The sequence below is a fragment of the Labrys sp. F242 genome (assembly GCF_057813875.1).
Genome location: NZ_JBVASG010000005.1, coordinates 309,229 through 332,585, shown reverse-complemented (window position 1 = coordinate 332,585; position 23,357 = coordinate 309,229). Strand labels below are relative to the sequence as shown.

Annotated in this window: 25 protein-coding genes and 1 tRNA gene; 12 read left to right on the top strand and 14 right to left on the bottom strand. The window is 62.3% G+C overall.

Features of this window, described 5'->3' with window-relative positions:
• Window positions 1-210: 210 nt before the first annotated feature.
• Complete coding sequence (locus ACZYTC_RS27955) at window positions 211-1,419, bottom strand: MFS transporter (RefSeq protein ID WP_441771275.1); 1,209 nt, start codon at window positions 1,417-1,419, stop codon at window positions 211-213.
• 111 nt (window positions 1,420-1,530) lie between these two features.
• On the opposite strand from ACZYTC_RS27955, the gene ACZYTC_RS27950 reads away from it, so the two are divergent.
• On the top strand, window positions 1,531-2,127 hold the full coding sequence (locus ACZYTC_RS27950; RefSeq protein WP_434955134.1) for a TetR/AcrR family transcriptional regulator: 597 nt from the start codon (window positions 1,531-1,533) through the stop codon (window positions 2,125-2,127).
• A 22-nt stretch (window positions 2,128-2,149) separates the two neighbouring features.
• On the opposite strand, the gene ACZYTC_RS27945 is transcribed toward ACZYTC_RS27950, so the two are convergent.
• Window positions 2,150-2,341, bottom strand: a complete 192-nt coding sequence (locus ACZYTC_RS27945) for a DUF1192 domain-containing protein (RefSeq protein WP_434955133.1) — start codon at window positions 2,339-2,341, stop codon at window positions 2,150-2,152.
• Between the two features lie 14 nt (window positions 2,342-2,355).
• Complete coding sequence (locus ACZYTC_RS27940; RefSeq protein WP_488991062.1) at window positions 2,356-3,219, bottom strand: DUF1444 family protein; 864 nt, start codon at window positions 3,217-3,219, stop codon at window positions 2,356-2,358.
• A 382-nt stretch (window positions 3,220-3,601) separates the two neighbouring features.
• Here ACZYTC_RS27940 and ACZYTC_RS27935 point away from each other — a divergent pair, with 382 nt between their 5' ends.
• Entirely contained in the window at window positions 3,602-4,321 is a 720-nt protein-coding gene (locus ACZYTC_RS27935) for a DUF1013 domain-containing protein (protein WP_434955131.1), read from the top strand.
• 199 nt (window positions 4,322-4,520) lie between these two features.
• Here the strand turns inward: ACZYTC_RS27935 and ACZYTC_RS27930 are convergent, their stop codons facing one another.
• Entirely contained in the window at window positions 4,521-4,808 is a 288-nt protein-coding gene (locus tag ACZYTC_RS27930) for a hypothetical protein (RefSeq protein ID WP_434955130.1), read from the bottom strand.
• Window positions 4,809-4,938: 130 nt separating this feature from the next.
• Here ACZYTC_RS27930 and gcvA point away from each other — a divergent pair, with 130 nt between their 5' ends.
• Window positions 4,939-5,859: a transcriptional regulator GcvA gene (gene gcvA / locus ACZYTC_RS27925; RefSeq protein ID WP_434955129.1), complete on the top strand. Its 921-nt coding sequence runs from the start codon at window positions 4,939-4,941 to the stop codon at window positions 5,857-5,859.
• Window positions 5,860-5,925: 66 nt separating this feature from the next.
• On the opposite strand, the gene ACZYTC_RS27920 is transcribed toward gcvA, so the two are convergent.
• On the bottom strand, window positions 5,926-6,150 hold the full coding sequence (locus tag ACZYTC_RS27920) for a YdcH family protein (protein WP_434955128.1): 225 nt from the start codon (window positions 6,148-6,150) through the stop codon (window positions 5,926-5,928).
• A gap of 367 nt (window positions 6,151-6,517) precedes the next feature.
• Between ACZYTC_RS27920 and ACZYTC_RS27915 the strand changes: the two genes are divergently transcribed.
• From ACZYTC_RS27915 to ACZYTC_RS27905, 3 genes are all read left to right on the top strand, one after another.
• Complete coding sequence (locus ACZYTC_RS27915; protein WP_434955127.1) at window positions 6,518-6,697, top strand: YdcH family protein; 180 nt, start codon at window positions 6,518-6,520, stop codon at window positions 6,695-6,697.
• A 159-nt stretch (window positions 6,698-6,856) separates the two neighbouring features.
• Window positions 6,857-8,020 (top strand): DUF6600 domain-containing protein, encoded by a 1,164-nt coding sequence (locus ACZYTC_RS27910; RefSeq protein ID WP_488991061.1) that lies wholly within the window; start codon window positions 6,857-6,859, stop codon window positions 8,018-8,020.
• A 94-nt stretch (window positions 8,021-8,114) separates the two neighbouring features.
• Entirely contained in the window at window positions 8,115-8,939 is an 825-nt protein-coding gene (locus ACZYTC_RS27905; RefSeq protein WP_488991060.1) for a creatininase family protein, read from the top strand.
• 41 nt (window positions 8,940-8,980) lie between these two features.
• On the opposite strand, the gene ACZYTC_RS27900 is transcribed toward ACZYTC_RS27905, so the two are convergent.
• The 4 genes from ACZYTC_RS27900 to ACZYTC_RS27885 form a co-directional block, all read right to left on the bottom strand.
• A complete protein-coding gene (locus ACZYTC_RS27900) occupies window positions 8,981-10,060 on the bottom strand; it encodes an ABC transporter ATP-binding protein (RefSeq protein ID WP_434955124.1) in 1,080 nt (359 codons plus the stop codon).
• A gap of 20 nt (window positions 10,061-10,080) precedes the next feature.
• The gene (locus tag ACZYTC_RS27895) at window positions 10,081-10,866 is read right to left on the bottom strand and encodes an ABC transporter permease (protein WP_434955123.1); all 786 of its coding nucleotides are present in this window, start codon (window positions 10,864-10,866) and stop codon (window positions 10,081-10,083) included.
• Window positions 10,863-11,762 carry an ABC transporter permease gene (locus ACZYTC_RS27890; protein ID WP_488991059.1) on the bottom strand — a complete coding sequence of 300 codons (900 nt, stop codon included), beginning with the start codon at window positions 11,760-11,762 and terminating at the stop codon, window positions 10,863-10,865. The genes ACZYTC_RS27895 and ACZYTC_RS27890 overlap by 4 nt, the downstream gene beginning before the upstream one ends.
• A 70-nt stretch (window positions 11,763-11,832) precedes the next feature.
• A complete protein-coding gene (locus ACZYTC_RS27885) occupies window positions 11,833-12,876 on the bottom strand; it encodes an ABC transporter substrate-binding protein (RefSeq protein WP_434959586.1) in 1,044 nt (347 codons plus the stop codon).
• Window positions 12,877-13,327: 451 nt separating this feature from the next.
• On the opposite strand from ACZYTC_RS27885, the gene ACZYTC_RS27880 reads away from it, so the two are divergent.
• Together ACZYTC_RS27880 and ACZYTC_RS27875 are read left to right on the top strand one after the other, a co-directional pair.
• The gene (locus ACZYTC_RS27880) at window positions 13,328-14,617 is read left to right on the top strand and encodes an adenylosuccinate synthase (RefSeq protein WP_488991058.1); all 1,290 of its coding nucleotides are present in this window, start codon (window positions 13,328-13,330) and stop codon (window positions 14,615-14,617) included.
• Window positions 14,618-14,924: 307 nt separating this feature from the next.
• Complete coding sequence (locus tag ACZYTC_RS27875) at window positions 14,925-16,229, top strand: hypothetical protein (protein ID WP_434955120.1); 1,305 nt, start codon at window positions 14,925-14,927, stop codon at window positions 16,227-16,229.
• Between the two features lie 15 nt (window positions 16,230-16,244).
• Here the strand turns inward: ACZYTC_RS27875 and rnk are convergent, their stop codons facing one another.
• Window positions 16,245-16,646 carry a nucleoside diphosphate kinase regulator gene (rnk, locus tag ACZYTC_RS27870; RefSeq protein WP_434955119.1) on the bottom strand — a complete coding sequence of 134 codons (402 nt, stop codon included), beginning with the start codon at window positions 16,644-16,646 and terminating at the stop codon, window positions 16,245-16,247.
• Window positions 16,647-17,194: 548 nt separating this feature from the next.
• Entirely contained in the window at window positions 17,195-18,082 is an 888-nt protein-coding gene (gene rpoH, locus ACZYTC_RS27865; RefSeq protein WP_434955118.1) for an RNA polymerase sigma factor RpoH, read from the bottom strand.
• 540 nt (window positions 18,083-18,622) lie between these two features.
• Here rpoH and ACZYTC_RS27860 point away from each other — a divergent pair.
• Both ACZYTC_RS27860 and ACZYTC_RS27855 read left to right on the top strand, forming a co-directional pair.
• The gene (locus tag ACZYTC_RS27860; RefSeq protein ID WP_441771279.1) at window positions 18,623-18,988 is read left to right on the top strand and encodes an ElaB/YgaM/YqjD family protein; all 366 of its coding nucleotides are present in this window, start codon (window positions 18,623-18,625) and stop codon (window positions 18,986-18,988) included.
• A complete protein-coding gene (locus ACZYTC_RS27855) occupies window positions 18,985-19,383 on the top strand; it encodes a hypothetical protein (RefSeq protein WP_434955116.1) in 399 nt (132 codons plus the stop codon). The genes ACZYTC_RS27860 and ACZYTC_RS27855 overlap by 4 nt, the downstream gene beginning before the upstream one ends.
• 8 nt (window positions 19,384-19,391) lie before the next feature.
• On the opposite strand, the gene ACZYTC_RS27850 is transcribed toward ACZYTC_RS27855, so the two are convergent.
• Window positions 19,392-20,423 carry an RluA family pseudouridine synthase gene (locus ACZYTC_RS27850; protein ID WP_441771280.1) on the bottom strand — a complete coding sequence of 344 codons (1,032 nt, stop codon included), beginning with the start codon at window positions 20,421-20,423 and terminating at the stop codon, window positions 19,392-19,394.
• A 221-nt stretch (window positions 20,424-20,644) separates the two neighbouring features.
• Here ACZYTC_RS27850 and ACZYTC_RS27845 point away from each other — a divergent pair.
• A tRNA-Glu gene (locus ACZYTC_RS27845) sits at window positions 20,645-20,720 on the top strand.
• Between the two features lie 171 nt (window positions 20,721-20,891).
• Here ACZYTC_RS27845 and ACZYTC_RS27840 read toward each other — a convergent pair.
• Entirely contained in the window at window positions 20,892-21,191 is a 300-nt protein-coding gene (locus tag ACZYTC_RS27840; RefSeq protein WP_434955114.1) for a hypothetical protein, read from the bottom strand.
• A gap of 744 nt (window positions 21,192-21,935) precedes the next feature.
• On the opposite strand from ACZYTC_RS27840, the gene ACZYTC_RS27835 reads away from it, so the two are divergent.
• Window positions 21,936-22,604, top strand: coding sequence for a FecR family protein (locus tag ACZYTC_RS27835; RefSeq protein WP_434955113.1), 669 nt, complete (start codon window positions 21,936-21,938; stop codon window positions 22,602-22,604).
• An 84-nt stretch (window positions 22,605-22,688) separates the two neighbouring features.
• Here the strand turns inward: ACZYTC_RS27835 and ACZYTC_RS27830 are convergent, their stop codons facing one another.
• The gene (locus ACZYTC_RS27830; protein ID WP_434955112.1) at window positions 22,689-23,264 is read right to left on the bottom strand and encodes a DNA-3-methyladenine glycosylase; all 576 of its coding nucleotides are present in this window, start codon (window positions 23,262-23,264) and stop codon (window positions 22,689-22,691) included.
• Window positions 23,265-23,357 lie beyond the last annotated feature (93 nt).

Genomic DNA, 23,357 nt, shown 5'->3' with positions numbered 1-23,357 from the left:
GGAGGCGTCAAACAGAGTGAACAGGAGCCACTCGAACATCCAGCGAGCTGGAATGGCGTGAGGTTATCGCGGAATTCTTGATATTCGGTTAACGCCCGCCGGTTCGAGAGCAAAGCGTGCCTTATCCGAGTCGCATTTTTCTCTAACTCTTTGTTTTGACGTATTTTTCTTAATCAAGAAATCTATCAACTTCTTTGGAAAATGCTTTAGTCAGGCGGCCGCCGCGCATAGCCCGTCCTCCTTCGCTACCGGCGTCAGCCTGCACGAACCCAGCAGCGCAGCCGTGAGCGCGACGATACCGGCCGCAAAAGAGATCCAGAAGCCGTCGGCAGCACCAAAGCGATCAATAACCCAGCCCGAGGCGAAGGAGCCGACCGCCATGCCGATGCCGATGCCGGTCATCGCCCAGGTGATCCCCTCGGTGAGCTTGGCCGCCGGCACATGCCGCTCGACCAGACCCATGGCGGTGATCAGTGTCGGCGAGATCGATACACCCGACAAGAACAGCAACAGCGCCAGCATCACCACATTGGAAACGAACAGCAGCGGCACAGTTGTGGCCGCGGCTACCGCAATGGCAATGACGAATTGACGCTCGAGCGGCGTCTTCAGCTTCAACGCCCCGAACACCAGGCCGACAATGAGGGAGCCGGCGGCGTAGCCAGCGAGGACAAAGCTGGCTGCCGTCGCCTGCCCCAATTGTTTGGTAAAGGCGATCACCGTGACCTCTGCCGTTCCGAAGATGGTGCCGATGGCGATCAGGACGAAAGTCAGGATGCGCACCGAGGGCAAGCGGATGGCCGAGGAAGCACTGGGGCCGGTGAAGCGGCCGGGCGGTTCGGTGGACTTTTGCATCACGAAAAGCGCCGTGCCGACGGCAAGGAACACGGTCGAAACCAGCGGACCGGCCTCAGGGAACCACGCCACGCTCAGCCCGACCGAAAGGATGGATCCAGCCATGTAAACGACTTCGTCGGCCACCGATTCGAAGGCGAAAGCAGTGTGCAATTGCGGCGTATCGCGATAGAGCTCCGACCAGCGTGCCCTGACCATCGCAGGCATGCTGGGCATGGTGGTCGCGAACAGGGCCGCAACGAACAAGATCCATGCCGGCCAATGGAAATGCGCGGCCAGGAGCAGAACCGAGAAGGCGACAACCGACAGACTCGTCGCGGGAATGAGGACTCGGCTCTGGCCGTGGCGGTCCACCAGGCGGGAGATCTGCGGAGACATGAAGGCATTGCCGAGGGCGAAGGTCGCCGAGACGGCGCCGGCCAGCCAATATTCGCCGTGGGTCTGCGAGATCATGGCAACGATACCCATGGTCACCATCGCAAGTGGCAGGCGCGCCAGGAAACCGGCAGCCGCGAAGGCCTTTGCCCCCGGCGCTCGGAAGATCAGGCTGTAGGGATTGGACATCGGGCACTCCAAGGGAAAAGGATGCGCTGACATACGCAACGTATGTATTCGACATAGTTGCATACGTCTCGTATGTCAACTAATATACGCGGTGTATGCAAAGGAGAGGACATGGCCCGCAAACCGCGAGCACAAATGATCGCCGAGACCCGCACCAAGCTGGTGGCCGCGGCACGCGCCGCCTTCGGCACGGTCGGCTATGCGGAAGCGTCGATGGATGATTTCACGGCGGCTGCCGGCCTGACGCGCGGCGCTCTCTATCACCATTTCGGCGACAAGAAGGGCCTGCTCGCGGCGGTGATCACGGAACTCGACGCCGAGATGTCCAAGCGGCTCGCCGCCGTTTCGGCCCAGGCTGAAGATCCCTGGCAGGGTTTCGTCGCCGAATGCTCGGCCTATATCGAGATGGCGTTGGAGCCCGAAATCCAGCGTATCCTGTTTCGCGACGGCCCGGCCTTCCTCGGCGATCCCTCACAATGGCCGAGCCAGGATGGCTGCATCGCCTCGATGAGTGCCACATTGGCCGCGCTGAAGCGGGACGGTGTTCTTGCCGATGTCGACCCGGAGGCCGCAGCCCGGCTGGTCAATGGCGCCACCTGGCATGCCTCGCAATGGATCGCCAATGCGGCCGATCCACAGGCGGCGTCCAAGCAGGCGGTGAAGGCCTTTCATGCCTTGCTGAACGGCCTCCTGCGTCACCCCGCCTGAACGGCGGGTTTGGCTTACAGGCTCAAGTCTTGAAGAAGGCACTCGCTGCCGAAAGCGAGGCTGCCTTGCGGGCCTTGGCTTCCTCCAGGCGCACCATCTCCTGTTTCAGGGCCGCGATGCGCTCGTCGAGCTCATGCAGCGACAAGGTCGAGAGGTCCTGCCCGATCTGATGTGCCACCGGCACCTTTCGCGGCTCTTCGTCGAAAATCGCCATTTCGTCTCCTCACATCAAATACGGCGCTGCTCGGCGAGTTCCGCCGTCGTCGCCATTCTAAACCCATTGGCATCGAGCACAAAAAGCTCGTCCGTGAGCGGATGTGAGCGCGACTTGGAATCTTCGCTCACTTTCGCGGCAAAATCAGCCCTTGCCGAAAAGTCGGGCGTCCAGGCCACCAGGAAATCCCGATTGGGAATGCCGGCGATCACAAGGTCGCTCCCCAGCGCCTTCAGCAGCCTTTGCCGGATCGAGGGCAGCAGCAGGCGGGCGGCATCATAGCCATCCTGGGTCAGAATGGTCGCGGAGGCGCCCTGGCCTCTCGCCGATTTCTTGGCCCCGATCGCCAGCGCGCCGGAGGCGGCCTCCAACCCCGACAAGGCTGCTTCGTGAACGGCGTCGGCATTGACGCCCCATGTCTTCAGATCATCCGTCGTAACGAGGGAATAGCGCTCACCCTGATCGAGCGCATAGGCGATCACCACCGTGGCCGTCAGATCGCGCGAGATCAGCTCCTTGGCCTGCTGGCGATATTCGATAGGCACGATCTGCAGGCGCAGTTTTGCACGCGCATCCTGCCAATGCCTGCGCTCGTCGTCATCGGCGGGCCGGACGGCCAGGATACCATCGAAGAAAGTAAGGATTTGGCTCTCCCGGTCCGCCCCCCGCGCCGTGCCGAGCTGGCGCTGCAGATTGCCGAGATAGACCTGCTTGGTATCTTCGCCGACCTTGACATGCACGCTCTCGGGGTCATCGCCGGGCAGAGTGAATTTCAAAGCGGGCCGGTGCCGGCGGAGCAGGCTGACCACTTCCTCGCGAAAGCTCTCGGGAGCGCCCACCGCCGCGGCCGGGACACCGGCAACCACAAGCCCCACCATCGCTTCCATCACCCGGCGGCGTCCGATCCCGTCTAAGCAGAGTTTTCCGGTGCGGCCCGCGGATGCGGCCCGCCAGAAAACTCTGCCAATGTTTGATATCCTGCAAATTCCTCCTGATCGTGCCCATGGCACAATCAGGAGGAATTTGCTTGGGCTCCGCCCTGCCATCCCGTCCGCTCCCACCTGCCCGCACCGAGGGGATCACCATAGCCAGGATGGCTCCCTGTCGACAATCCTGGCGGGAAAGCGGTGCAACAGGCTTCCCTTTCGGGCGAACGACGACTATATGAGGTATGAATCCCGACAATCAGCTCGCGTCGGGCTTCGTTCCAGGAGGCTGGAGCGAGGCGGCAGCGGGCTCATGCTTTCCGAGGAGATGCCAATGTCGACCGCCCCGCTGATGCCGAAGGCCACCGCCGTCTGGCTGGTTGAGAACACTGCCCTCACCTTCGACCAGATCGCCGAGTTCTGCAAACTGCATCCGCTGGAGGTCAAGGGCATTGCCGATGGCGAGGTTGCGGCCGGCATCAAGGGCCAGGATCCTGTGATCGCCAACCAGCTCACCCGCGAGGAGATCGCCCGCGGCGAGCGCGATTCCCATCACCGCCTCCGGCTGGCCGAGCCGAAGGTCAAGATCGCCATCGCCAAGGTCAAGAAGGGCCCGCGCTATACGCCGGTCTCGCGGCGCCAGGATCGCCCCAACGCCATTCTCTGGCTGGTGAAGAACCATCCCGAACTCAAGGACGCCCAGATCATGCGTCTGGTCGGCACCACCAAGACGACGATCGCCGCCATTCGCGATCGCACCCATTGGAACACCGCGCAGCTGGCCCCGGCCGATCCGGTCATGCTCGGTCTCTGCACCCAGATCGATCTCGATTTCGAAGTCGCCCGCGCCTCCAAGGATCGGCCGCCCGAGCCCGAGAGCGCCACGCTGCTGCCCGCGGAAATCACCACCGGACCGACGGCTGATCGCGGCCATAGGCAAGACAATCCCTTCGCCTCCCTTGGCAACACGCCGCGCCAGGCGGAAGAGGAGGACGAACTGGACGTCGCCAACGTGTTCGCCAAGCTCAAGGGTATCAAGCAGAAGGACGACTGAGCCCCAGGCGGCCAGCTCAGATCCACCACTTGAAAGGGCTCTTTCGCCAGCGCGGAAAAGCCCTTTTGCTTGTGGAGGTTGGCAGCCGGCTCCAGCCGTGCTTTCCCGGACCCGTTGCGACCTAATACCGGCAACAAGAAAGGGCGCGATCGGTGATCGCGCCCTTTTTGTCATCCGATAGAATCCAGGAACATCACCTTTATGGAAGCTGGCGACCGAACTCGTCGCGCACGCCCTCATAGCGGGCATAGCGGATCGGCGGGACATCGTCATCGCCATAAACGTCGCGCTGATGCCCCATCGCGACTGTCTGATCCTGCCCCCTGAGCTGTGCCAGGCCGGCGGAGATCGCTTCGACGAAGGATGTGGCCCCCTCGACCAGAATGGCGGCGATCGAGTAGTGCAGGCGCACCTGCGTCCCGTGCAGAGCCGGGGCATAGCTCCAATGCCGGCCCCATTCATCTTCGTGGAATTCGACGCTCGACATACTCGTACCCTCAACAAAAAGTAAATACGCTCTTGCGATATGTTTCCTATTTTCAATGCTTTATGCTAGATTATCAATGGAGCAAACCTTTCTTCACCATCAACAAAAACTTGATGATCACAGGTAGGGCATGAGCAGATCGGGAGCTGGCCTCGGTGCATTGTGGACCTTTGCCGTCGCCGCTCGTCATCTGAGCTTTGCCAAGGCCGCGATCGAGCTCGACGTGACCCCCGCCGCCGTCAGCAGCCAGATCCGCGCTTTCGAGGACCGCCTCGGCACCCGGCTGTTCTTTCGCACCAGCCGCAGCATGAAGCTCACCCATGCAGGCGAGGAACTGCTCGAAGCGACCGGCGGCGCCCTGCGCACCATCGACGAAGCCTTGCACAGGGCCGCCAACACCACCCAGCGCAAGAGCTTCACCGTCTCTTCCGGCTCATCCTTCGCGGCCAAATGGCTGGTGCCGCGCCTGCCGCGCTTCCGCCAGCAGTTTCCCGACATCGACATGCGCATCGATATTTCCGATACGCTCGCCGATTTCAGCCGCCAGGAAGTCGACGTCGCCATCCGCTTCGGCCGTGGCGCCTATGCCGGCCTGCGCTCGGACCGCCTGTTCGTCGAGGACGTCTTTCCGATCTGCAGTCCGCAGCTTCTGCATGGACCCATTCCGCTGCGAGAGCCCAACGACCTGCAATATTTCACCCTGATCCATCTCGACTGGCACAGCCAGGATTCGATGTGGCCGGATTGGCGCATGTGGCTGATGGCCGCCAAGGCCGACAAACCCGACCCGATACGCGGCCTGCATTTCAGCCAGTCGATCATGACCCTGCAGGCGGCCGTCGACGGCCAGGGTGTGGCGCTCGGCAACACCAGCCTGGTCGGCGACGATCTGGCGGCGGGCCGGCTGGTGCGCCCCTTCGACCTGTCGCTGAAGATCGCGCCGGAATTCGCCTATCATTTGGTGGCACCGCGGACAAAGGCGGACAAGCCGATGATCAAGGCATTCCGGGACTGGGTGCTGGCCGAGATCGCCAGCGGCAAGGCCGTCTGACGGCCCGGTTCGCGCGCACGCCCTATCGTGACCCGCGCCCCATGCAATGCCGGTGACGCAAAAGCGTCAGGCGATGATATCCGGCGTCAGCAGGTCCTCCAGCAGGGACATGCGGTCCTTGAGATGGAGCTTGCGCTTCTTCAGGCGTTGAAGCTGCAGACGGTCGGGAGTTCCCACCTGTTCCAAAGCGGCAATCGCGGAGTCGAGATCGCGGTGTTCCTGGCGCAACTGCCCCAGCTCCGCAATCATCGCGGCTTCCTCCTCCTCGGTGAGTGGATTTGACAAGCCCATACCCTTCCATTCCGAATGGCAGCCTCGGTATTTGGACCGTCCTGCCGCCCCATGCCCCTTCGGGCACGGTGCCGAACTATGCCGAGCCGATTTCTCGCCCGCAAGCGCTGCGGCAAGATATCGCCATCTATTTACACCCGTTTGGCAAAGCTTGCCGGACAACTTTCACAAGCCCTTCCTAGGCCTTTGATCCAGCATTCTTTTTGGCTCTTCCACACTGCATTACCGTGCGGTAAGCTATTGTTCTGACTAAATTTATTGTTGCTTTGCACAATCGATTCACGGCGAGAATCCACGATTTTCCTTCGACATGCGTACCGTTTCGTGAGAACGTTGAATGTCGGAACTGTGACACAAGGAGCCGTTAATGCCTGTGCAGTCGCATTTGGTCGAACTGGAGCGCAAACATCACGCTCTCGAAACAGAACTCACCATCGCACTGGCTCATCCCTCCTCGGATGACCTCAAAATCGCAGAGCTGAAGCGCAAGAAACTCCTTCTGAAAGACGAAATTGCAAGATTGAAGAGCACCGAGAGGTTGCACTGAACCAGTCGAAGCTGGTGCATTCTGACCGCCGGACCGGAGCAAAATCCGGTACCGGCGGTTTCATTTTGTGGCCACCTTGTGCCAATTGATACGGACGGCTCCCCCAAACAGGTTCATCATCGGCTGTGATCGAAGCAATAACCCATGGAGGGGTTTGCTATGGCCGGCACGACACGCCATCTGGGGATTGGCCTCGTTTCTTCCTTCCTGCTGGCCTGTGCCATCCTGCCTACTGCAGCCACATTCGCGGACCGGGCGCGGGCCGCGCCCGTCGCCGCCATCCAGGCGCAGGCTCCCAGCCTCGAAGAATTCAAGACCGTGCTGTCGGGCTACGGCCAATACATCTATTCCGAACGCTATGGCGAGGTCTGGAAGCCTTCGGTGGTGCCTGCTGGCTGGCACCCCTATCCGGCCTGCCGCTGGGTCTATGACCGCAATTTCGGCTGGACCTATGACGACCCCACCGTCTGGGGCAAGATCATCCATCATTACGGCCGCTGGGCCTCGGACGGCAGCAATGGCTGGGTCTGGATACCCGGCACGCAATGGAGCCCCGCCTGGGTAATCTGGCGCGGCGGCGGCGACTGGACCGGATGGGCACCGACACCGCCCGCAACCGACCAGCAGGAAATCAGCCTGGCCAATTTCAACGTGGACAGGCAATGGACCTTCATCGAGACGGCCAAGCTCGGCAATCGCTGTGAGGGTGAAGCTTCGGCGGTGCCAGTCGGCACCTTCGTCGGCTCGGCCCCGGTGACACGCATCAAGATCGTGCGCGGCATTGCCGTGTTCGTGCTGCCGCCGCCTGCAACCGTCATCGACTACGACACCGGCCCGGTTGCGCCCTGGCCGGCCGAGTTTCTCGGCGAATGGCTGCTCTGGCTCAATACCGCCGCCTCGGCCGCCTCGCTGACCGTCGGTGACAGCCTTGCTGCTGCCTGCGCGCCGCCGCCAGCAGCGCCGGCCGTCACGCCCATCGCCTTGCCGACGCCGGCAGCCCCCCGCTTCAAGTCCTGGAGCCCACCTCCGCCCCGCTATGCCAAACGGCGCGACCTGCGCCGGGTCGATGCGCCGGAAGCCCCGCGCAGCAGGCGGCGGATTTATCCTGCGCCGGACTATGTCGACGAGCCACCGATCTACAGCCCACCGGCCCGCCGCCGCCCACCTGTCTGGAATGATGGCCCCGTGGTCCAGAGGCCGCCTCGCTACCCGCCGCCGGGCCCGGTGGTAACGCCCTCCAACAATCCGACTTCACCCAATTCCGGCCAGCGTTATCGTAGACCCCGTCCGCCCGGCCCCTATCGCGGCCAGCAAGTCTGGTAGCAGGCACTGGCTGGCCGGACCGAGAATGCAGCGGGGCGTTGTAATGGCGCCCCGCGGCTGTATGGTTCGGGCATCCCTTTTCCTGGAATCGATCATGCCCGCCTCCGCTTCCCTGCCCCGCCGCCAATGGTTCGAGATGACGACGGAGGATTTCCGCACCGGCGAAACCGCCGATTGGATCGCCGTCTTGCCGATCGCCGCCGTGGAACAGCACGGGCCCCATCTGCCGGTTGGCGTGGACAGCATGATCATGCAGGGCTATCTCGACCGCGCCATCCCGCTGATTCCCGCCGACATTCCCGCGACCTTCCTGCCGATCCAGACCATCGGCAAATCCAACGAACATCTGGAATTCCCAGGCACCCTCAGCCTTTCGGCCGAAACTGTAATCCGGGCCTGGGTCGAGATCGGCGAAAGCGTGCACCGGGCCGGTATCCGCAAGCTCTTGATCGTCAATTCCCACGGCGGCAACATGGCGGCGATGGATATCGTGGCCCGCGAATTGCGCGTGCGCCACGGCATGCTGGTCGCCTTCACCTCCTGGCACATGTTCGGCTACCCCAAGGGCGCCTTTTCGGATGACGAGACGCGCCTGGGCATCCATGCCGGCGAGATCGAGACAGCCTTGATGCTCGCCTTCCAGCCCGACCTCGTGCGCATGGACAAGGCCAAGGACTTCCGTCCGGTCACCTACGAAATGGAGCAGACCTTCAAATATCTGCGCACCGGCCGTCCCGGCGGCTTCGGCTGGATGGCCCAGGACATCCGCCCCGAGGGCGCGGCGGGCGATGCTGGGAAAGCAACGCCGGAACATGGCGAACTCTCGGCCGAATTCGGCGCCCAGGCGCTGGTCGACCTGCTCAGGGATATCCGGGACTTCGATCTTTCACGTTTGAGGAACGGGCCGCTCAAGGAATGAGGGCTGCATCCTTCTCCCGCAAGGAGAGAAGGATGCAGCCCTCAGGCCGCGACCTTCTCGACCTCTTCCAGCAATTGCAGATCACCGCGGCCGAAGGACACCGTCACGTCCTCGCCCATCTGCGGGGGCGGGGCACCCGGATTGTTGAAGGTGTCGAGCGAGACCACGTTCTCGTCGAAGCGCACTCGGATGCGCACGATCGAGCCGAGGAAGCTGACGAGCTCGATGCGACCGGTGAGGCTATTGCGCCCCTCGCCGCCGGTGCCCAGCACCACGGCTTCGGGGCGCAAGGCCAGCGTGCGCGTCTCACCATTGCTGGCACCCTGCAGGCCACGGCTGGTGATCACCTCCTGCCCATCGACCGAGAAGCGCCCGGCAGCGGCATCGACGACCTTGCCCGTGAGGAAATTCAGCGTGCCGACGAAAGAGGAGACAAAGCGCGTCTTGGGGAAATTGTAGATCTCGAAGGGCGTGCCGACCTGTTCCATCTGCCCGGCGCTCATCACCACGACGCGGTCGGACATCGACAACGCCTCTTCCTGATCATGCGTGACGAACAAGGTGGTGATGCCGAGTTCCTGCTGCAGCACCCGGATCTCGTCACGCAGGGACACACGGATCTTGGCATCCAGCGCCGAGAGCGGCTCGTCCAGCAGCAGGATCTTCGGGCGCACCGCAATCGCGCGCGCCAGGGCCACGCGCTGCTGCTGGCCACCGGAGAGTTGGAAGGGATAGCGATCAGCGATCTGCGGCAGCTTGATCATCTCCAGCATCTGCTTGACGCGGGCGTCGATCTCGGACTGGGATTTCTTGGCGATCTTCAGGCCGAAGCCAATATTCTCGACCACGGTCATGTTGGGAAACAGGGCGTAGGCCTGGAACACCATGCCGACATTGCGCTGGTTGGGCGCCAGGCCAGTGATTTCCTTGCCGTCCATGCGGATCGAGCCGGCGGATGGCGACTCGAAACCGGCGACCATGCGCAGGACCGTGGTCTTGCCGCAGCCGGAGGGACCGAGCAGGGTGATGAATTCCCCCTTCTGGACCGACAGATCGAAACGCTTCACCACCTGGTTGGCGCCGAAGCTCTTCTGCAGCCCGGTGATCTCGAGAAAGGACATCTTGACCTCCAGTAGCAGTTTCAGCGTGCCGGCCGGGCGCCGCGCGAGCGTCCGACCAATTGCAACAGGCCCATGCAGGCCCAGGTGATGATGAAGGCAACGATGGCGAGCGCCGAGGGCTCATAGGCCCGGTTCGCGCCGATCAATTGCAGATAAGTACCGAAGACCGGCCGGTTGAGCAGGCTGGCAAAGGTGAATTCGCCGATGACGATAGCGAAAGCGATGAAGGAGCCGCTGAGCACGCCCGAGCGAATGTTCGGCAGGATGACTTGCCACAGGATGGTGAAACCGCTGGCACCCAGGCTCTGGGCCGCCTCTGTCAACGTCTTGACGTCGATAGCGCGCAGGCCTGCATCGACGGAACGGTACATATAGGGCAGCGCCAGCACGACATAGCCGAAGGTAAGCAGGAGGTCCGTGGTCCATTCGCTATCGGTCAAAGGCAGCCAGGACGACGAGTTGAACATGCGGATATAGCCGAACACGATGATGATTGCCGGAATGACCAGCGGCAGCAGCGTGACGAACTCCACCGGCGACCGCCATCGCGGCAGGCGCAGGCGCACCAGATAGGCCGCCGGCACCACCAGCAGGATGCTCAGAATGATCGTAGCAAGCGCGAGCAGGATCGAACGGATGAACGCGTTCTGGAACTCCGCCTGGGCGAACACCACGCGATAGGCTTCGAAACTGTATTGCCCGCGCAGCATGCGCAGCGAGAACTCGAAGGTGGAGAGCAACGGGATGATGAAATAGCTGATTGCCAGCAGGATGATCAGCCAGGACAGCACGGAGGATTTCTTCATCGCACCCACCGCTCGCTATAGCTGCGCAGCCAGATATAGGCGCCGCTGGAAATACTGGTGATCACCACCATGCCGAAGGCGATGGCGTAGCCCAGATTGGGATTGCTGAGCACGTCGCCGCGGATCTGGGCGAAGAGCTGGATGGGAATGATCGGCAGGCTGGATCCGGTAAGCGCATAAGCGGTCGCCACCGCGCCGAAGGCATTGGCAAACAGCAGCAACGTCGCGCCCAATATGCTCGGCAGCAGGATCGGCAGGGCGATGTGCCGCCAATAGTGGAAATTGCTGCCGCCCAGCACGGCATTGGCCTCGCGCCATTCGCGCTTCAATCCATCGAGAGCTGGCGCGATCACCAGCACCATCAAGGGAATTTGGAAGTAAAGATAGACCACGGTCAGACCGGTAAAGCTGAGAATGTTGAAGCCGGTCGAATAGAGGTTGAAGCCGAGCCAGTCCCGCAGCAGGACGGTGACGAGCCCCACCCGCCCCAGCGTAGCCAGGAAGGCGAAGGCCAGCGGCACACCGGCGAAATTCGAGGCGACCCCCGAAAATGTCATCACGGCGCCGCGCATCCACTCCGGCAGGCCACCGAGAATGACCGCATAGGCCACGAAGAAGCCGATGAAGGCACCACCGAGGGCCGAGGCGAAGCTGATCTTGATGCTGAGCCAGAAAGACGAAACGATCGCCGGATTGGTGAACAGCTCGAAGATGTTGCCGAAGGTGAAATGCCCCTCCCGGTCGAAGAATGCCCCCACCAGCAGCAAGGCCGTCGGGACCACCAGGAAGAGCAAGGCGAAGAGCACGAAGGGCGCCATGCCCAGCACGGCCAGCCCTCCACTGGCTCTGGCCGAGCCTGGAGCTGCAGCTGGGGCAGTGTTTGCGGTGGTATTCATGCGGCGACCACAATAGCACGCGTCCTGCCCGGAGAAACCGGACAGGACGCGCAGGAGATGACAAACGATGTTACTTGACGGCGGCGCCGACCACGCTGTCCCAATCCTTGGTGATCTCGGCCTTGGCAGCGCCCTGCTCATCAAGTGTCGGGAACACGGCCTTGGCATAGGCTTCCGCCGGCGGAAGCTTGGCAAGCAGGTCCGCCGGGATCTTCTTGTTGGCGACGAGGTCGTTGAAGCGGATCGGATGGCAATAGCCCTTCAGATAACCGATCTGGCCTTCGTCGGAATAAAGATACTCCATCCACAGCTTGGCGGCATTGGGATGCGGTGCGTAGGCGCTGATGGCCTGGACATAGACGCCAGCGACCACACCGCTGGCGGGAATCACCACGTCGACATCCGGATTGCCCTTGAGCGTGTCGCGATCGGTAAGGGCGTTGTAGTCCCAGCGCAGCACGATCGGGGTCGCGCCCTGGGCGAGCGAGGCGGCCTTGCCGATGGTGGGCACGAAATTGCCCTTCTTGTTGAGTTCGGCAAAGAATTTCAGCCCCTCGGCGGCAGCCTTGCTGGCATCGCCCTTGGCGGCGGACAGGCCGGCGGCATAGACACCCTGGATCGCCTGGTTGGCTGTGCGGGGATCGCCAGCCAGTGCCACGGCATTCGCGTAGTCGGAGCTCAGCAGGTCGCTCCAGTCCTTGGGCGAATTCTTGACGATGTCCTTGTTCACCTCGAAGGCGAGCACGCCGTAATAGTCGCCGTACCAATGGCCATCGGCGTCCTTGGCATTGTCGGGAATGGAAGCCCAGGTCGCCACCTTGTAGGGCTGGATCAGGCCATCCTTCTTGGAGGTCGGGCCGAAGGAAAGACCGACATCGATCACATCGGGCGCCTGCGGGCCGGTATTGCCCTTGTTGGCCTTGATGGCCTCGACTTCGTCGCCCGAACCGGCGTCCGGATTGAGCTCGTTGACCTTGAGGCCATACTTGGCCTTGAAGCCCTCGATGATGGCGCCGTAGCCGCACCAGTCATGCGGCAGCGCGATCGTGGTGAGCTGGCCTTCCTTCTTGGCGGCGTCGATCAGCTCCTGGCTCTGGGCCAACGCGCTGCCCATCGAAGCCGCCAAGGCCAGCACGGATACCGATGCGATACCCAGCCACGTTTTCCTGCTCATTTGTCCAACTCCTAAGATGGTGCCGCGCCGGCCCATTTTTCCGTAAAGGTTTTTACAGCGGCGCTGGTATCAATGACGGTTGACACTTTTGTGTCAATAGTGGCCGTCATATATGACAGCCTCAATATTCACTGTTTGCAGCGATTTTTACGGGTTTACGACGCCCGCTCGATCCGTTAGGAAGTGAAAAAGCCCGGCCATCGGATGAGCCGGGCTTTTGCGTGTCCGGGTTTTGGAATTCCGTGCGAAGGTGTTTTACGATTTGGTGGAACCACCAGCGATCGAAAAACGTATCGAAACGAGAGAGTTAGAGCAAAACGACGTTTCCACTTGAACGCGTTTTGCTCTCGGAATTTCGGGGCCGAGGGCCAGAGAGAGAAGGGAGATCACCATGGCCAATGTCGTCGTGGTCGGGTCGCAATGGGGCGACGAAGGCAAGGGTAAGATCGTCGACTGGCTGTCGGAACAGGCCGACGTCGTCGTACGCTTCCAGGGCGGCCACAATGCCGGCCATACCCTCGTCATCGGCGACAATGTCTATAAGCTGTCCCTGCTGCCCTCGGGCATCGTGCGCGGCAAGCTCTCGGTGATCGGCAATGGCGTGGTGCTCGACCCCCGCGCCTTCGTCGCCGAGGTGAAGAAGCTGACGGAGCAGGGCGTTTCGGTGACGCCCACGACATTACGCATCGCCGAGAACACCCCGCTCATTCTCTCGCTGCACCAGGACCTCGATCGCCTGCGCGAATCGGCGACCGATGGCACCAAGATCGGCACGACCGGGCGCGGCATCGGTCCCGCCTATGAAGACAAGGTCGGCCGCCGCGCCATCCGCCTGATGGACCTGGCCGATCTCGGCGCCCTGCGCCCGAAGATCGCGCGCCTGCTCAACCATCACAACGCCCTACGCCGCGGCACCGGCCAGAACGAAATCGATCCGGAAGCCCTCTATCAGGAACTGGCGGACGTGGCGCCGCTCGTCCTGCCCTTCATGGACGACGTCGGCGCCCTGCTCGACAAGGCGCGCAAGGCCGGCAACCGCATCCTGTTCGAGGGCGCCCAGGGTGCCCTGCTCGACATCGACCATGGCACTTACCCCTATGTGACCTCTTCCAACACGGTCGCGGGGCAGGCCGCCATCGGCTCCGGCCTCGGCCCGGGCGCGCTCGACTATGTGCTGGGCATCACCAAGGCCTATACGACGCGCGTAGGCGAAGGCCCCTTCCCCACCGAACTCACTGACGAGACCGGCCGCCTGATCGGCGAGCGCGGCCGCGAATTCGGTACGGTCACCGGCCGGGCCCGCCGCTGCGGCTGGTTCGATGCCGCCTTGGTGCGCCAGACCATCCGCACCTCCGGCATCACCGGCATCGCCCTCACCAAGCTCGACATTCTCGATGGCTTCAAGACCATCAAGGTGTGCGTGCGCTATGAACTCGATGGTCGCGAAATCGACTATCTGCCGGCCAGCCAGGCCGCCCAGGCGCGCGTGAAACCGATCTATGAGGAGATCGAGGGCTGGCAGGAAACCACGGCCAAGGCCCGCTCCTGGGCCGACCTGCCGGCGCAGGCGATCAAATATGTGCGCCGCATCGAAGAGCTGATCGGGGCGCCGGTGGCCGTGCTCTCCACCAGCCCCGACCGGGATGACACGATCCTTGTGCAAAATCCCTTTCAAGTCTAAGAGCAGACCTAATCCCGTCAGATTCGGGCATTAGTGCGTGATCTGCTGCGATGGCACTGTGCGGGTTGCGATCCGCGCGGCGCCGGGCGTATCCGGCGATGGTCTTGTTCCCAGGGGCAGGATCAGGCGTGGTTTCGACCACGTCTTGGCAGCCGGGCCTGCCTGCAGCGGATCATGGGCCCGGAGCAAACTGCGATTTCTCCGAATCGCATTTTGCTCTTACGTCTTGTTTTGACGCATTTTCCTAACCGAAAAGTCCATAAACTTTTCTGGAAAATGCTTCTGTGAAGAGATCGAGCCAGAACGCGTGTCGACGGACTATTTTCCTCCCATCCAGCGAGCCGTGCAGGGTCTTTCCCCCAATACGCAGGAAACCCGCCAGGCGCTCTATGAGAAAGCCCGCTCCGCCCTTCTCCGCCAGCTCAATGCCGCTGATCCAGCGCTGACGGAGGGGCAGATTGCGAGGGAACGCAACCTGCTCGAAGAGGCCATACGGCGCGTCGAGCACCATTACGACGAAGCCGAGTTCACGCCCGAGCCGGTCGTCTCCGAGCGCCCGGCCGCTCCCCAGTCCCAGTCCGATGGCCAGCCTGCCGACAACGATGCCGTGGACGATGAGGCGCCCTCGCCTGCCTCGTCCCGGCCGAACGGCTTGCCGGCTTTCGCCGAGCGCAAGACCGAGAAGCGGCGGCCTCAGGCGCCTCGTCGCAGCAGTTCCAACGGCAATTTCCGGCGTTATGCCGTGATGGCCGCGCTGGCAGCCGTCATCATCGGCGGAGGCGCCGCCACTGCGCTCTATTTGCGCGGAAGCGACGACAGCCCGGCGCCGGTACCTCAGCCGGGGCCCGCACCACAAGCATCATCCAAGCCCGCACCCGAGCCCGGCAAATTGAATGACCGCCTCGGCGGCGCGCCGGCCGCCCCCCCGACCGAAGTCGCCACCGGCAATCCTTCGGCACCGACGCCGGCCGCCCCGCAGCCTGCCGCACCGGCGCCGCAGGTTCCAACAGCGCCCGCACCGCTGCTGCCCTCGACGCAGTCGGAGGCGCCGGAGGGGCAACGCGCGCGCCTGATGGAGGAAGACCCGAGCGCCCCGATGAAGGGCCGCCTCTTCGAAGGCACCGTGAACTGGCGTACGGAATCGCAGGCCAGCGGTACCAACGGACCGCTCGACACTGTCGTCGTCGGTGAAATCACCGTTCCCGACCGCAAGATGAAGGTGCTCCTCACCCTCAGGCACAATTCCGACCGTTCCCTGCCGGCAAACTACCTCTTGAACATCCAGATGAGCGTACCGGCCGACTATCCCAGCGGCGCCGTCGGCGACGTCAAGAGCGTGAACGTCAAGGCCGATCCGCAGGTCCCTGGCTTGCAGCTCGACGGGGCGTTGATGAAGGTCACGACGGGCGTGTTCCTGATGGGTCTGCTCGACCCACCCGACGAGAAGGGCCGCAACGCCAAGATGTTGCAGGCCAATCAATGGTTCGACCTGGTGTTCACCTTCGCCAACGGCCGCAACGCCGTATTCACCTTCGAGAAGGGGCCGACTGGCGAGAAGGCCTTCAACGACGCCATGGCCGCCTGGAACACCGACGCCGCCGCGGCGCAATAGATCGCGGCGCCCCTTTCAGGATGCCTTTACGGTCGTGACGCGCAATTCGTGCTCGCGGCCGTCGCGGGCCTTCCAGGTGATCGACTGCCCCGGCGACAGGCCCAGCAAGGCCGTGCCGATCGGCGTGAGGATCGAGACCTTGCCCTCGGCAATGTCGGCCTCGCCCGGATAGACCAGTTTGACCTCGCGCAAGGCGCCGCCCTCCGTCTCGAAGGTGACGACGGAGCCGATCTGCACCACACATTCGCCGACCTGCACCGCCGGAACGATCTCGGCCCGGTCGAGCTCGCCGAGCAACGCCTCGGCCACTTCAGGGAACCGATCGAGGGCGGAGGTGGCGAGCTGCGTCAGGCGCTCGAAATCGATCTCGTTCACGATGATATTGGGCTTGGTCTGGTTCTTGATGGGTTGATTCATGATTGGATACCTCAGAATAGCCGCGACATGGCACGCCCACCTGCCAAGCGGCTACCCGCTGAGCATGGCGACGAAAAATGGATGCGCCGGCCCCGCGCTTGGCGCGAGCCTGCCGGCGACAGCATTGCGATTTGACGGATTGAAAAATGCGCCGGGTGGTATGCCGCCCCGGATGGGAAGCGGCGCGCCCCGCAGCTCGGGGCGCAAACGGCCGAGCCCGGGGCTACGCTTCCGCGATCGGGAAGAGACGAAGGGTGATTTTGACCACGGTGCTCATGGCTCCACCATGTTGATCGACACCAATCCTGTCAAGCCGGATCGGATGATGTCCCGAACGCGCTTTACATCGAGGCATGGAGACAGCTGCGCCCCCTAGAGCAAAGCCCGTTTAGACGGAAACGCTGTTTTGCTCTAGCTCTTTGATTCCAAGCCAATCCAATGGATTGGCTGGAGCGTTTTGCGATTCTCGGTGATTCCACCAAATCGCAAAACGCTTTAAGGAAAAAGCCGCCCGAAGGCGGCTCCCCTTTAGGCTATCGCGAGCAGTATCAGGCCGGCGCGTGCGCGGCTTCCAGACGGGCCACGCCGGAGCGTACTGCCGCCTGGATCTTTTCGAAGGCCCTGACCTCGATCTGGCGTACACGCTCGCGCGAGACGCCGAACTCGTCGGAGAGTTCTTCGAGCGTGATGGGATCATCGGCAAGGCGGCGTGCCTCGAAAATGCGCCGCTCGCGATCGTTCAGCACATTCAGGGCTTGGCGCAGGGCGGTGGAGCGGTTCTCGCTTTGCTCCGTCTCGGCCAGGCGGGTCTCCTGACTGACAGAATCGTCCACCAGCCAGTCCTGCCACTCGCCGTCGCCTTCCTCGCGCACGGGAGCATTCAGCGAAGCATCGCCGCCGAGACGGCGGTTCATCTCCACCACTTCCTGCTCCTGCACGCCGAGCGACTTGGCGATCGACTTGACCTGCTCGGGGCGCAGATCACCTTCATCCAGCGCCGAAATCTGGCTCTTGGCCTTGCGCAGGTTGAAGAAAAGCTTCTTCTGGTTGGCGGTGGTACCCATCTTAACCAGCGACCAGGAGCGCAGAATGTACTCCTGGATCGAGGCGCGGATCCACCACATGGCGTAAGTAGCGAGGCGAAAGCCCTTTTCAGGCTCGAAACGCTTGACGGCCTGCATCAGGCCGATATTGCCTTCCGAAACCACCTCGCCCAGCGGCAAGCCATAACCACGATAGCCCATGGCGATCTTGGCCACGAGCCGCAGATGCGAGGTCACCAATTGATGTGCAGCCTCACGGTCGCCATGCTCGCGCCAACGCTTGGCAAGCATGTACTCCTGCTCCGGCTGGAGCATCGGGAAGCGGCGAATTTCATCGAGATAACGCGACAGGCCACTCTCGGCGGCCAAGACGGGAAGCGCGGCAGAAGCCATATGTTCCTCTCCTCTGAACCCCCATCGAGGGCGGTTCAAATCGCCATCCCTCCTTACGAAGCAGACGGCGCCTACGTGATATGGGGACGATACCGGCCCTTGTGAAGACCCTTGTGGATCTTCCCGGTCACGGCATCTCGCGGCCCCGCATGTGCCACCCTCGGCAAATCTATTGACTTGCTTTCACCGAGGACGTCTCACCGGCCATGGGACATTCGTCACCCGGGCGGCTGAGGCACGGACCAATCCCGATCACCCAACTCATCATGCGCCCGATTGCGGCGTTTTCACGTTGCAATTTTTCCCAGGCGGCCATGCATTAATGTGACAGCTCGGTAACATTGTCAAATTAAGGGATGTTAATCGATTTCCAGGCTGAGGGAACCGCCGCCCGTCGTACCGCGTTTACCGTAACGCTTTGTTTACCTTGCACCAACCACCCGTCGGCCTAACTCTTCTAGAGTGCCCTCCGCCATCGCAGCCCGCGATGCTGGAAATCGGCCGCGGCCCTTCACTGTTGACCAGACAGGAGACATCAGTATGGACGGCGATAAGCGCACGGCTCAGGCCAAGGCCGATCTTTCCGAGAGCCTCGGCAAGGATCTCGACGCTCTGAGGGCTGAAGTTGCCCGCCTGACCGAGCAGCTCAGCGCCTATGTCGACGCGGAGAAGAGTTCCTGGTCGAAATTCCTGTCCAAGGAAGCCAGGCATGCCAGGCAGGTGCTCGACGACAAGGTGAACGAGGCTGGCGCCAAAGCCAGCGAAATCGGCGATGCCGCCAGGGAGCAGGCATCCGACCTGCAGAAGGCGACGCTCGACTACATCACCCGCAAGCCGCTGCAATCGGTGGCGCTCGCTGCCGGCATCGGCCTGATCCTCGGCCTGTGGAGCAAGGGGCGCTCGTGACTCGTCTCCTTGCTTTAGGTGCCCTCGCCAAGGAGGAACTGAGCGCCGTCCTGCGTCAGTACGGCACCGTCCTCCTTTGGCGCTTGCTCGCAGGCTGCTGCGTTGTCGCGATGGCGATCATCGGGCTGATCAGCCTGCACCGTTTCCTGGCTGAAACCTATGGCCCCTATTGGGCCGATGCAGCGCTCGGCTGTGGATTTGCAGTGCTGGCGGTGTTGGCTCTGGTTGGGGCGCAGGCCGCCGAGAGGAAAGCCAAGCGCCGCCGGCTCCTCGCCGCGACCTTGGTGACAGCGGCGGGCGTCGTCGAGGAGAGCCTGCCGGACAAGAAGACGGTCAGCGGCGCCCTGGCGCTCGCAGCTCTGGCAGGTGGCTTCTGGCTCGGCCGCAAGCGCTAGCTTCGGCTTCAACCGGTGCGCAAGGCCTTGGCCAAAGCGGCGAGGTCCGCCGGCAACGGGCTTTCGAACACCAGATGCTTGCCGCTGACGGGGTGCTCGAAACCGAGCAGCCGGGCATGCAGTGCCTGTCGCCCGAGAGAGGCAAGCACTGCGCGCGGCGCCTCCGGCAGGAGGGCCGCCTTGGTCTTGAAGCCGCTGCCATAGACGGCATCGCCCAGCAGCGGATGGCCGAGATGGGCCATGTGGACACGGATCTGATGGGTCCTGCCGGTCTCCAGCCGGCATTCCACCAGGCTGACCAGCGGCTGGCCGCCGTGGCTGCCCAGGGCCTCGACCAGGGAATAATGGGTGATCGCCTCCCGGCCGCGCCCAAGCGCCACCACGGCCATCTTCTCGCGATTGCGGGTGGATCGGTCGATGCCGGTCTCGATCGTGCCATGCGCGCGCGCCGCCCCCCAGACGAAGGCGAGATAGGCCCGTTCCAGCGGTCCGGTACGGCCATGATCGGCGAACTGAGCCGCCAATCCCTGATGCGCCCTGTCGTTCTTGGCGACCACGAGCAGGCCGGACGTGTCCTTGTCGAGGCGATGCACGATGCCGGGCCGTTTCACGCCGCCAACACCCGACAGCGAATCACCGCAATGGGCGATGAGCGCATTCACCAGCGTGCCGCTCTCATGCCCCGCCGCGGGATGCACGACCAGGCCGACCGGCTTGTCGATGACCAGGAGGTCGTCATCCTCATAGACGATGGCAAGCGGAATATCCTCGCCCTGCGGCTCGGCAGGCTCCGGCTCGGGGACCCGCAGCGCAATTCGTTGCCCCGGCTTGAGGATCTGGCCGGCATCGAGCACCGCACGGCCATCAATCGTGGCATGGCCGGCTTCGATCAGGGCCTTGATGCGCGTGCGTGACAGAGGCTGCAGATCGGGCCTGTTATCGGCGCCCTGGCATTGGCGGGCCAGGAAGCGGTCGATGCGCTCACCGGCTTCGGCGACCTCGAAAAGCGTCTCTTCGGAGTTGTTGGCGATGCTGTTCATGGGCGCCTACTAGAGCAAAACACGTTCAAGTGGAAACGTCATTTTTCCCTAACTCTTTGTTTCGACGCGCCTTTGCGATTCCTGCCGATTCAATCAAATCGCAGGACGCTTTAAGCGGGAATGTCAGCAATGCCAAGAATTCAAACCACAAATGCGCCAATCGTGCAGATTGCCGCTTGCCGACGGCCTGATTTGCCGCTATAGGCGCACTCCTTGCCGCTGCTCCCATCGTCTAGTGGCCTAGGACGTCGCCCTCTCACGGCGAAAACACCGGTTCGAGTCCGGTTGGGAGCGCCAAGCTTTTCAAGCGCTTAAGCAAGCATTTCCAGAACATCGGCTGATTTGCACCGCCATGCGGCGTCGAACACGCGCCTCGCCGCTGATCGTCCTATGCGCCAAACGAAAAGCGCCACGGTTTCCCGCGGCGCCCGTCAGATTTTCATTGGAAATGAGGTCTGGGTCGGTGCGTCAGCGCATGCCGACCAGACGCTTGGGCGTACGATATTCAACCACCACGGCCCGCGGCGCGACCGCCGCGCGGGGCGACTTGGCAATCGGCAGGCTGAGACGACGCTCGGTCGGCTTCACCGACCGCTTGGCAATGGCACGCACGTCTTCAACGGCGATACCGAGCAGCGATGCGGCGATCTCGACCTGCTGGTCGAAGTCATCATTGAGGCATTCGGCGGCGACCAGGGCTTCCTCGATGGTCGGAAGGGCCTGCTTGACGCGCCGGCTGCCGAATTTCGTGTTCCAGGTCTCGCTCACGGATCTATGCCTTCTCTTTCACTTGACGGCACCATAGCAGGATTCTCGCAATGTTGCAGTGCAACAAAGGCTGAGCAGCTATGCGTTGCAATTTCGGCAAAAGTTGGGATCGACGCGCCGAAAAGCCGCTGACTGCATACGAGCGACAGCGCTGCCCCAAAGCGTTTTGCCATTTGGCGGTCACGCCAAGAATCGCAAAGGTGCTCTAGCCAATCCGTTGGATTGGCTTGGAACCAAAGAGTGGGAGCAAACAAGCGTTTCTGTCTAAACGCGCTTTGCTCCAGGGATGTCCGACGCCCCCCTATTCCGGTCTGCAATAATTTCCAGGCGAACACAGTACCTCGGAGGCCTGCCTGATTTCGATCAGCAACTGGCATGCGGTTGAAGCGGGATCAAGCCACGCAAGGGGCATGGCACCTCAAATACCTCTGCGTAAGAAATACCAATAAAGAATAATTTACCCAATGGAATCCCAGAAAACCCTATCCCTAAATTGGCTAATCCTGACAATTCTAATCCAAACGCTTCCGTAGCTACTGCTATCAGAACACCCGCTGCTAGCTTGTCGCAACGCGATACACTGCGCTAGACTGCGATGCAAAAACGCAACAGGCCGCTTGGTTTCCAATGGATGAGCTCTGCACATGCTTAATAAGCCTTCACTTTTCGGCTGCCGCAGCGCTATGATGACACCGGCTAGATACCGCGTTGATCCCACCTTCGAGTAACGGTTCGATATTTGTCATGACACTACGTTTCCCGCGCCTGGCACCGGTGCTGTTCATCCTGCTTGCTGCCTTCTCTACACAGACGGCCGCCGCCCAGACCGCTCCGACGAAGCAGGGACCTGAAGTCATCGGCGACGTCGTCGGCTTGACGCCAGCCGTCCATGGTTCGATGTCCGGACGCCTGGAAATCGGGTCCAGCGTGCATCAGGGCGAGAAGATCGTCACAGGCCCGAGCGGCGTGATCGAACTGCGTTTTCTCGACAATACCCATCTGATGCTCGGCTCCAAGTCGTCGGTCACGCTCGACAGCTTCGTCTATGCCGGCAATGGCAAGGCTAAGTCCGTCGTGCTGCAATTCGCCAAGGGAGCCTTCCGCTTCGCCACTGGCGATTCGGCCAAGAGCGCCTACAAGATTCACGCTCCCCAGGCCTCGATTGGCGTGCGCGGCACCAAATTCCAGGTCGATTCCCGCAGCCCCACCAGCGCCATCACCCTCTATGAGGGCAAGACCTTCATCTGCCCGCCACGGCGCCCCATCCGCTATTGCAAGCTGGTGAAGCCGGGCGAGACCGCGCTGGTCGGCGAGGATCGCATCATCCGCATCGTGCCTGCCGCGGGTTCACCCACCGAGCACTGCACGGGCACGGCCAATTCCAAGATCTGCGACACTTTCGGCGGCAAATAGGGCCTCGAGCCGAGCCGGACAGGCGATCGCAACACGTCCTTGGCGGGCCCCTTCGGGGGCCCGTTTTCGTTTGTGCTTGGGATATCAGAACTTCTTGCTGAGGAATTTCGAGCCGCTCCAGCCGAAGCGCCAAGGCCGTTCGATTGCCTTGCTGATACCGATGCGGGGGCCGGCGGCGATGGGTGGCTCATGGGCTCGCCGCAGGAGCTCGAAGGGGAGCTGGGTCATCGCCAGCCCGTTCTGACCGCCGGTCAGCCCCAAGGCCTGGCAAAGCCGCCCGGGTCCAGAGCAGAACAGGGCCGGATTGGCGAGCCCCCGCCTCTGCGCCATGCGATCGAGTCCCGCAGTCGGTTCCAGGGCTCGCAGCAGCACCGCACTAGCGCGGCCGGGCTCTCCGGATACGATATTGGCGCACCAATGCATGCCGTAGGACAGATAGATGTAGATATGGCCTGGCGGGCCGAACATCACGGCGTTGCGCTGCGTCGGCCCGCGATAGGTGTGAGAGGCCGGATCGTCACGGTCATAGGCCTCGGTCTCGACGATGACGCCGCCGACGCCATCGACCAAGAGGGTCATGCCGATCAGATCTCTGGCAACGGTGAGAACGTCGCGTCTATAGAAGGCGGCGGGAGCATAGGCCTGGGATGAATTGGGCATTTCTCAGATTTTGGAAGATTATTGGGTTCTTTTGAGCTTTTTTGCGCAAAATTCTCGCTCAAATTAATCTATTGTCACGAAATCGACGCGGTT

Bases quoted from the DNA above. Each gene is read 5' to 3' on its own strand.
- ACZYTC_RS27955 (WP_441771275.1), bottom strand. From the start codon at position 1,419: ATGTCCAATCCCTACAGCCTGATCTTCCGAGCGCCGGGGGCAAAGGCC.
- ACZYTC_RS27950 (WP_434955134.1), top strand. From the start codon at position 1,531: ATGGCCCGCAAACCGCGAGCACAAATGATCGCCGAGACCCGCACCAAG.
- ACZYTC_RS27945 (WP_434955133.1), bottom strand. From the start codon at position 2,341: ATGGCGATTTTCGACGAAGAGCCGCGAAAGGTGCCGGTGGCACATCAG.
- ACZYTC_RS27940 (WP_488991062.1), bottom strand. From the start codon at position 3,219: ATGGTGGGGCTTGTGGTTGCCGGTGTCCCGGCCGCGGCGGTGGGCGCT.
- ACZYTC_RS27935 (WP_434955131.1), top strand. From the start codon at position 3,602: ATGTCGACCGCCCCGCTGATGCCGAAGGCCACCGCCGTCTGGCTGGTT.
- ACZYTC_RS27930 (WP_434955130.1), bottom strand. From the start codon at position 4,808: ATGTCGAGCGTCGAATTCCACGAAGATGAATGGGGCCGGCATTGGAGC.
- gcvA (WP_434955129.1), top strand. From the start codon at position 4,939: ATGAGCAGATCGGGAGCTGGCCTCGGTGCATTGTGGACCTTTGCCGTC.
- ACZYTC_RS27920 (WP_434955128.1), bottom strand. From the start codon at position 6,150: ATGGGCTTGTCAAATCCACTCACCGAGGAGGAGGAAGCCGCGATGATT.
- ACZYTC_RS27915 (WP_434955127.1), top strand. From the start codon at position 6,518: ATGCCTGTGCAGTCGCATTTGGTCGAACTGGAGCGCAAACATCACGCT.
- ACZYTC_RS27910 (WP_488991061.1), top strand. From the start codon at position 6,857: ATGGCCGGCACGACACGCCATCTGGGGATTGGCCTCGTTTCTTCCTTC.
- ACZYTC_RS27905 (WP_488991060.1), top strand. From the start codon at position 8,115: ATGCCCGCCTCCGCTTCCCTGCCCCGCCGCCAATGGTTCGAGATGACG.
- ACZYTC_RS27900 (WP_434955124.1), bottom strand. From the start codon at position 10,060: ATGTCCTTTCTCGAGATCACCGGGCTGCAGAAGAGCTTCGGCGCCAAC.
- ACZYTC_RS27895 (WP_434955123.1), bottom strand. From the start codon at position 10,866: ATGAAGAAATCCTCCGTGCTGTCCTGGCTGATCATCCTGCTGGCAATC.
- ACZYTC_RS27890 (WP_488991059.1), bottom strand. From the start codon at position 11,762: ATGAATACCACCGCAAACACTGCCCCAGCTGCAGCTCCAGGCTCGGCC.
- ACZYTC_RS27885 (WP_434959586.1), bottom strand. From the start codon at position 12,876: ATGGGCAGCGCGTTGGCCCAGAGCCAGGAGCTGATCGACGCCGCCAAG.
- ACZYTC_RS27880 (WP_488991058.1), top strand. From the start codon at position 13,328: ATGGCCAATGTCGTCGTGGTCGGGTCGCAATGGGGCGACGAAGGCAAG.
- rnk (WP_434955119.1), bottom strand. From the start codon at position 16,646: ATGAATCAACCCATCAAGAACCAGACCAAGCCCAATATCATCGTGAAC.
- rpoH (WP_434955118.1), bottom strand. From the start codon at position 18,082: ATGGCTTCTGCCGCGCTTCCCGTCTTGGCCGCCGAGAGTGGCCTGTCG.
- ACZYTC_RS27860 (WP_441771279.1), top strand. From the start codon at position 18,623: ATGGACGGCGATAAGCGCACGGCTCAGGCCAAGGCCGATCTTTCCGAG.
- ACZYTC_RS27850 (WP_441771280.1), bottom strand. From the start codon at position 20,423: ATGAACAGCATCGCCAACAACTCCGAAGAGACGCTTTTCGAGGTCGCC.
- ACZYTC_RS27835 (WP_434955113.1), top strand. From the start codon at position 21,936: ATGACACTACGTTTCCCGCGCCTGGCACCGGTGCTGTTCATCCTGCTT.
- ACZYTC_RS27830 (WP_434955112.1), bottom strand. From the start codon at position 23,264: ATGCCCAATTCATCCCAGGCCTATGCTCCCGCCGCCTTCTATAGACGC.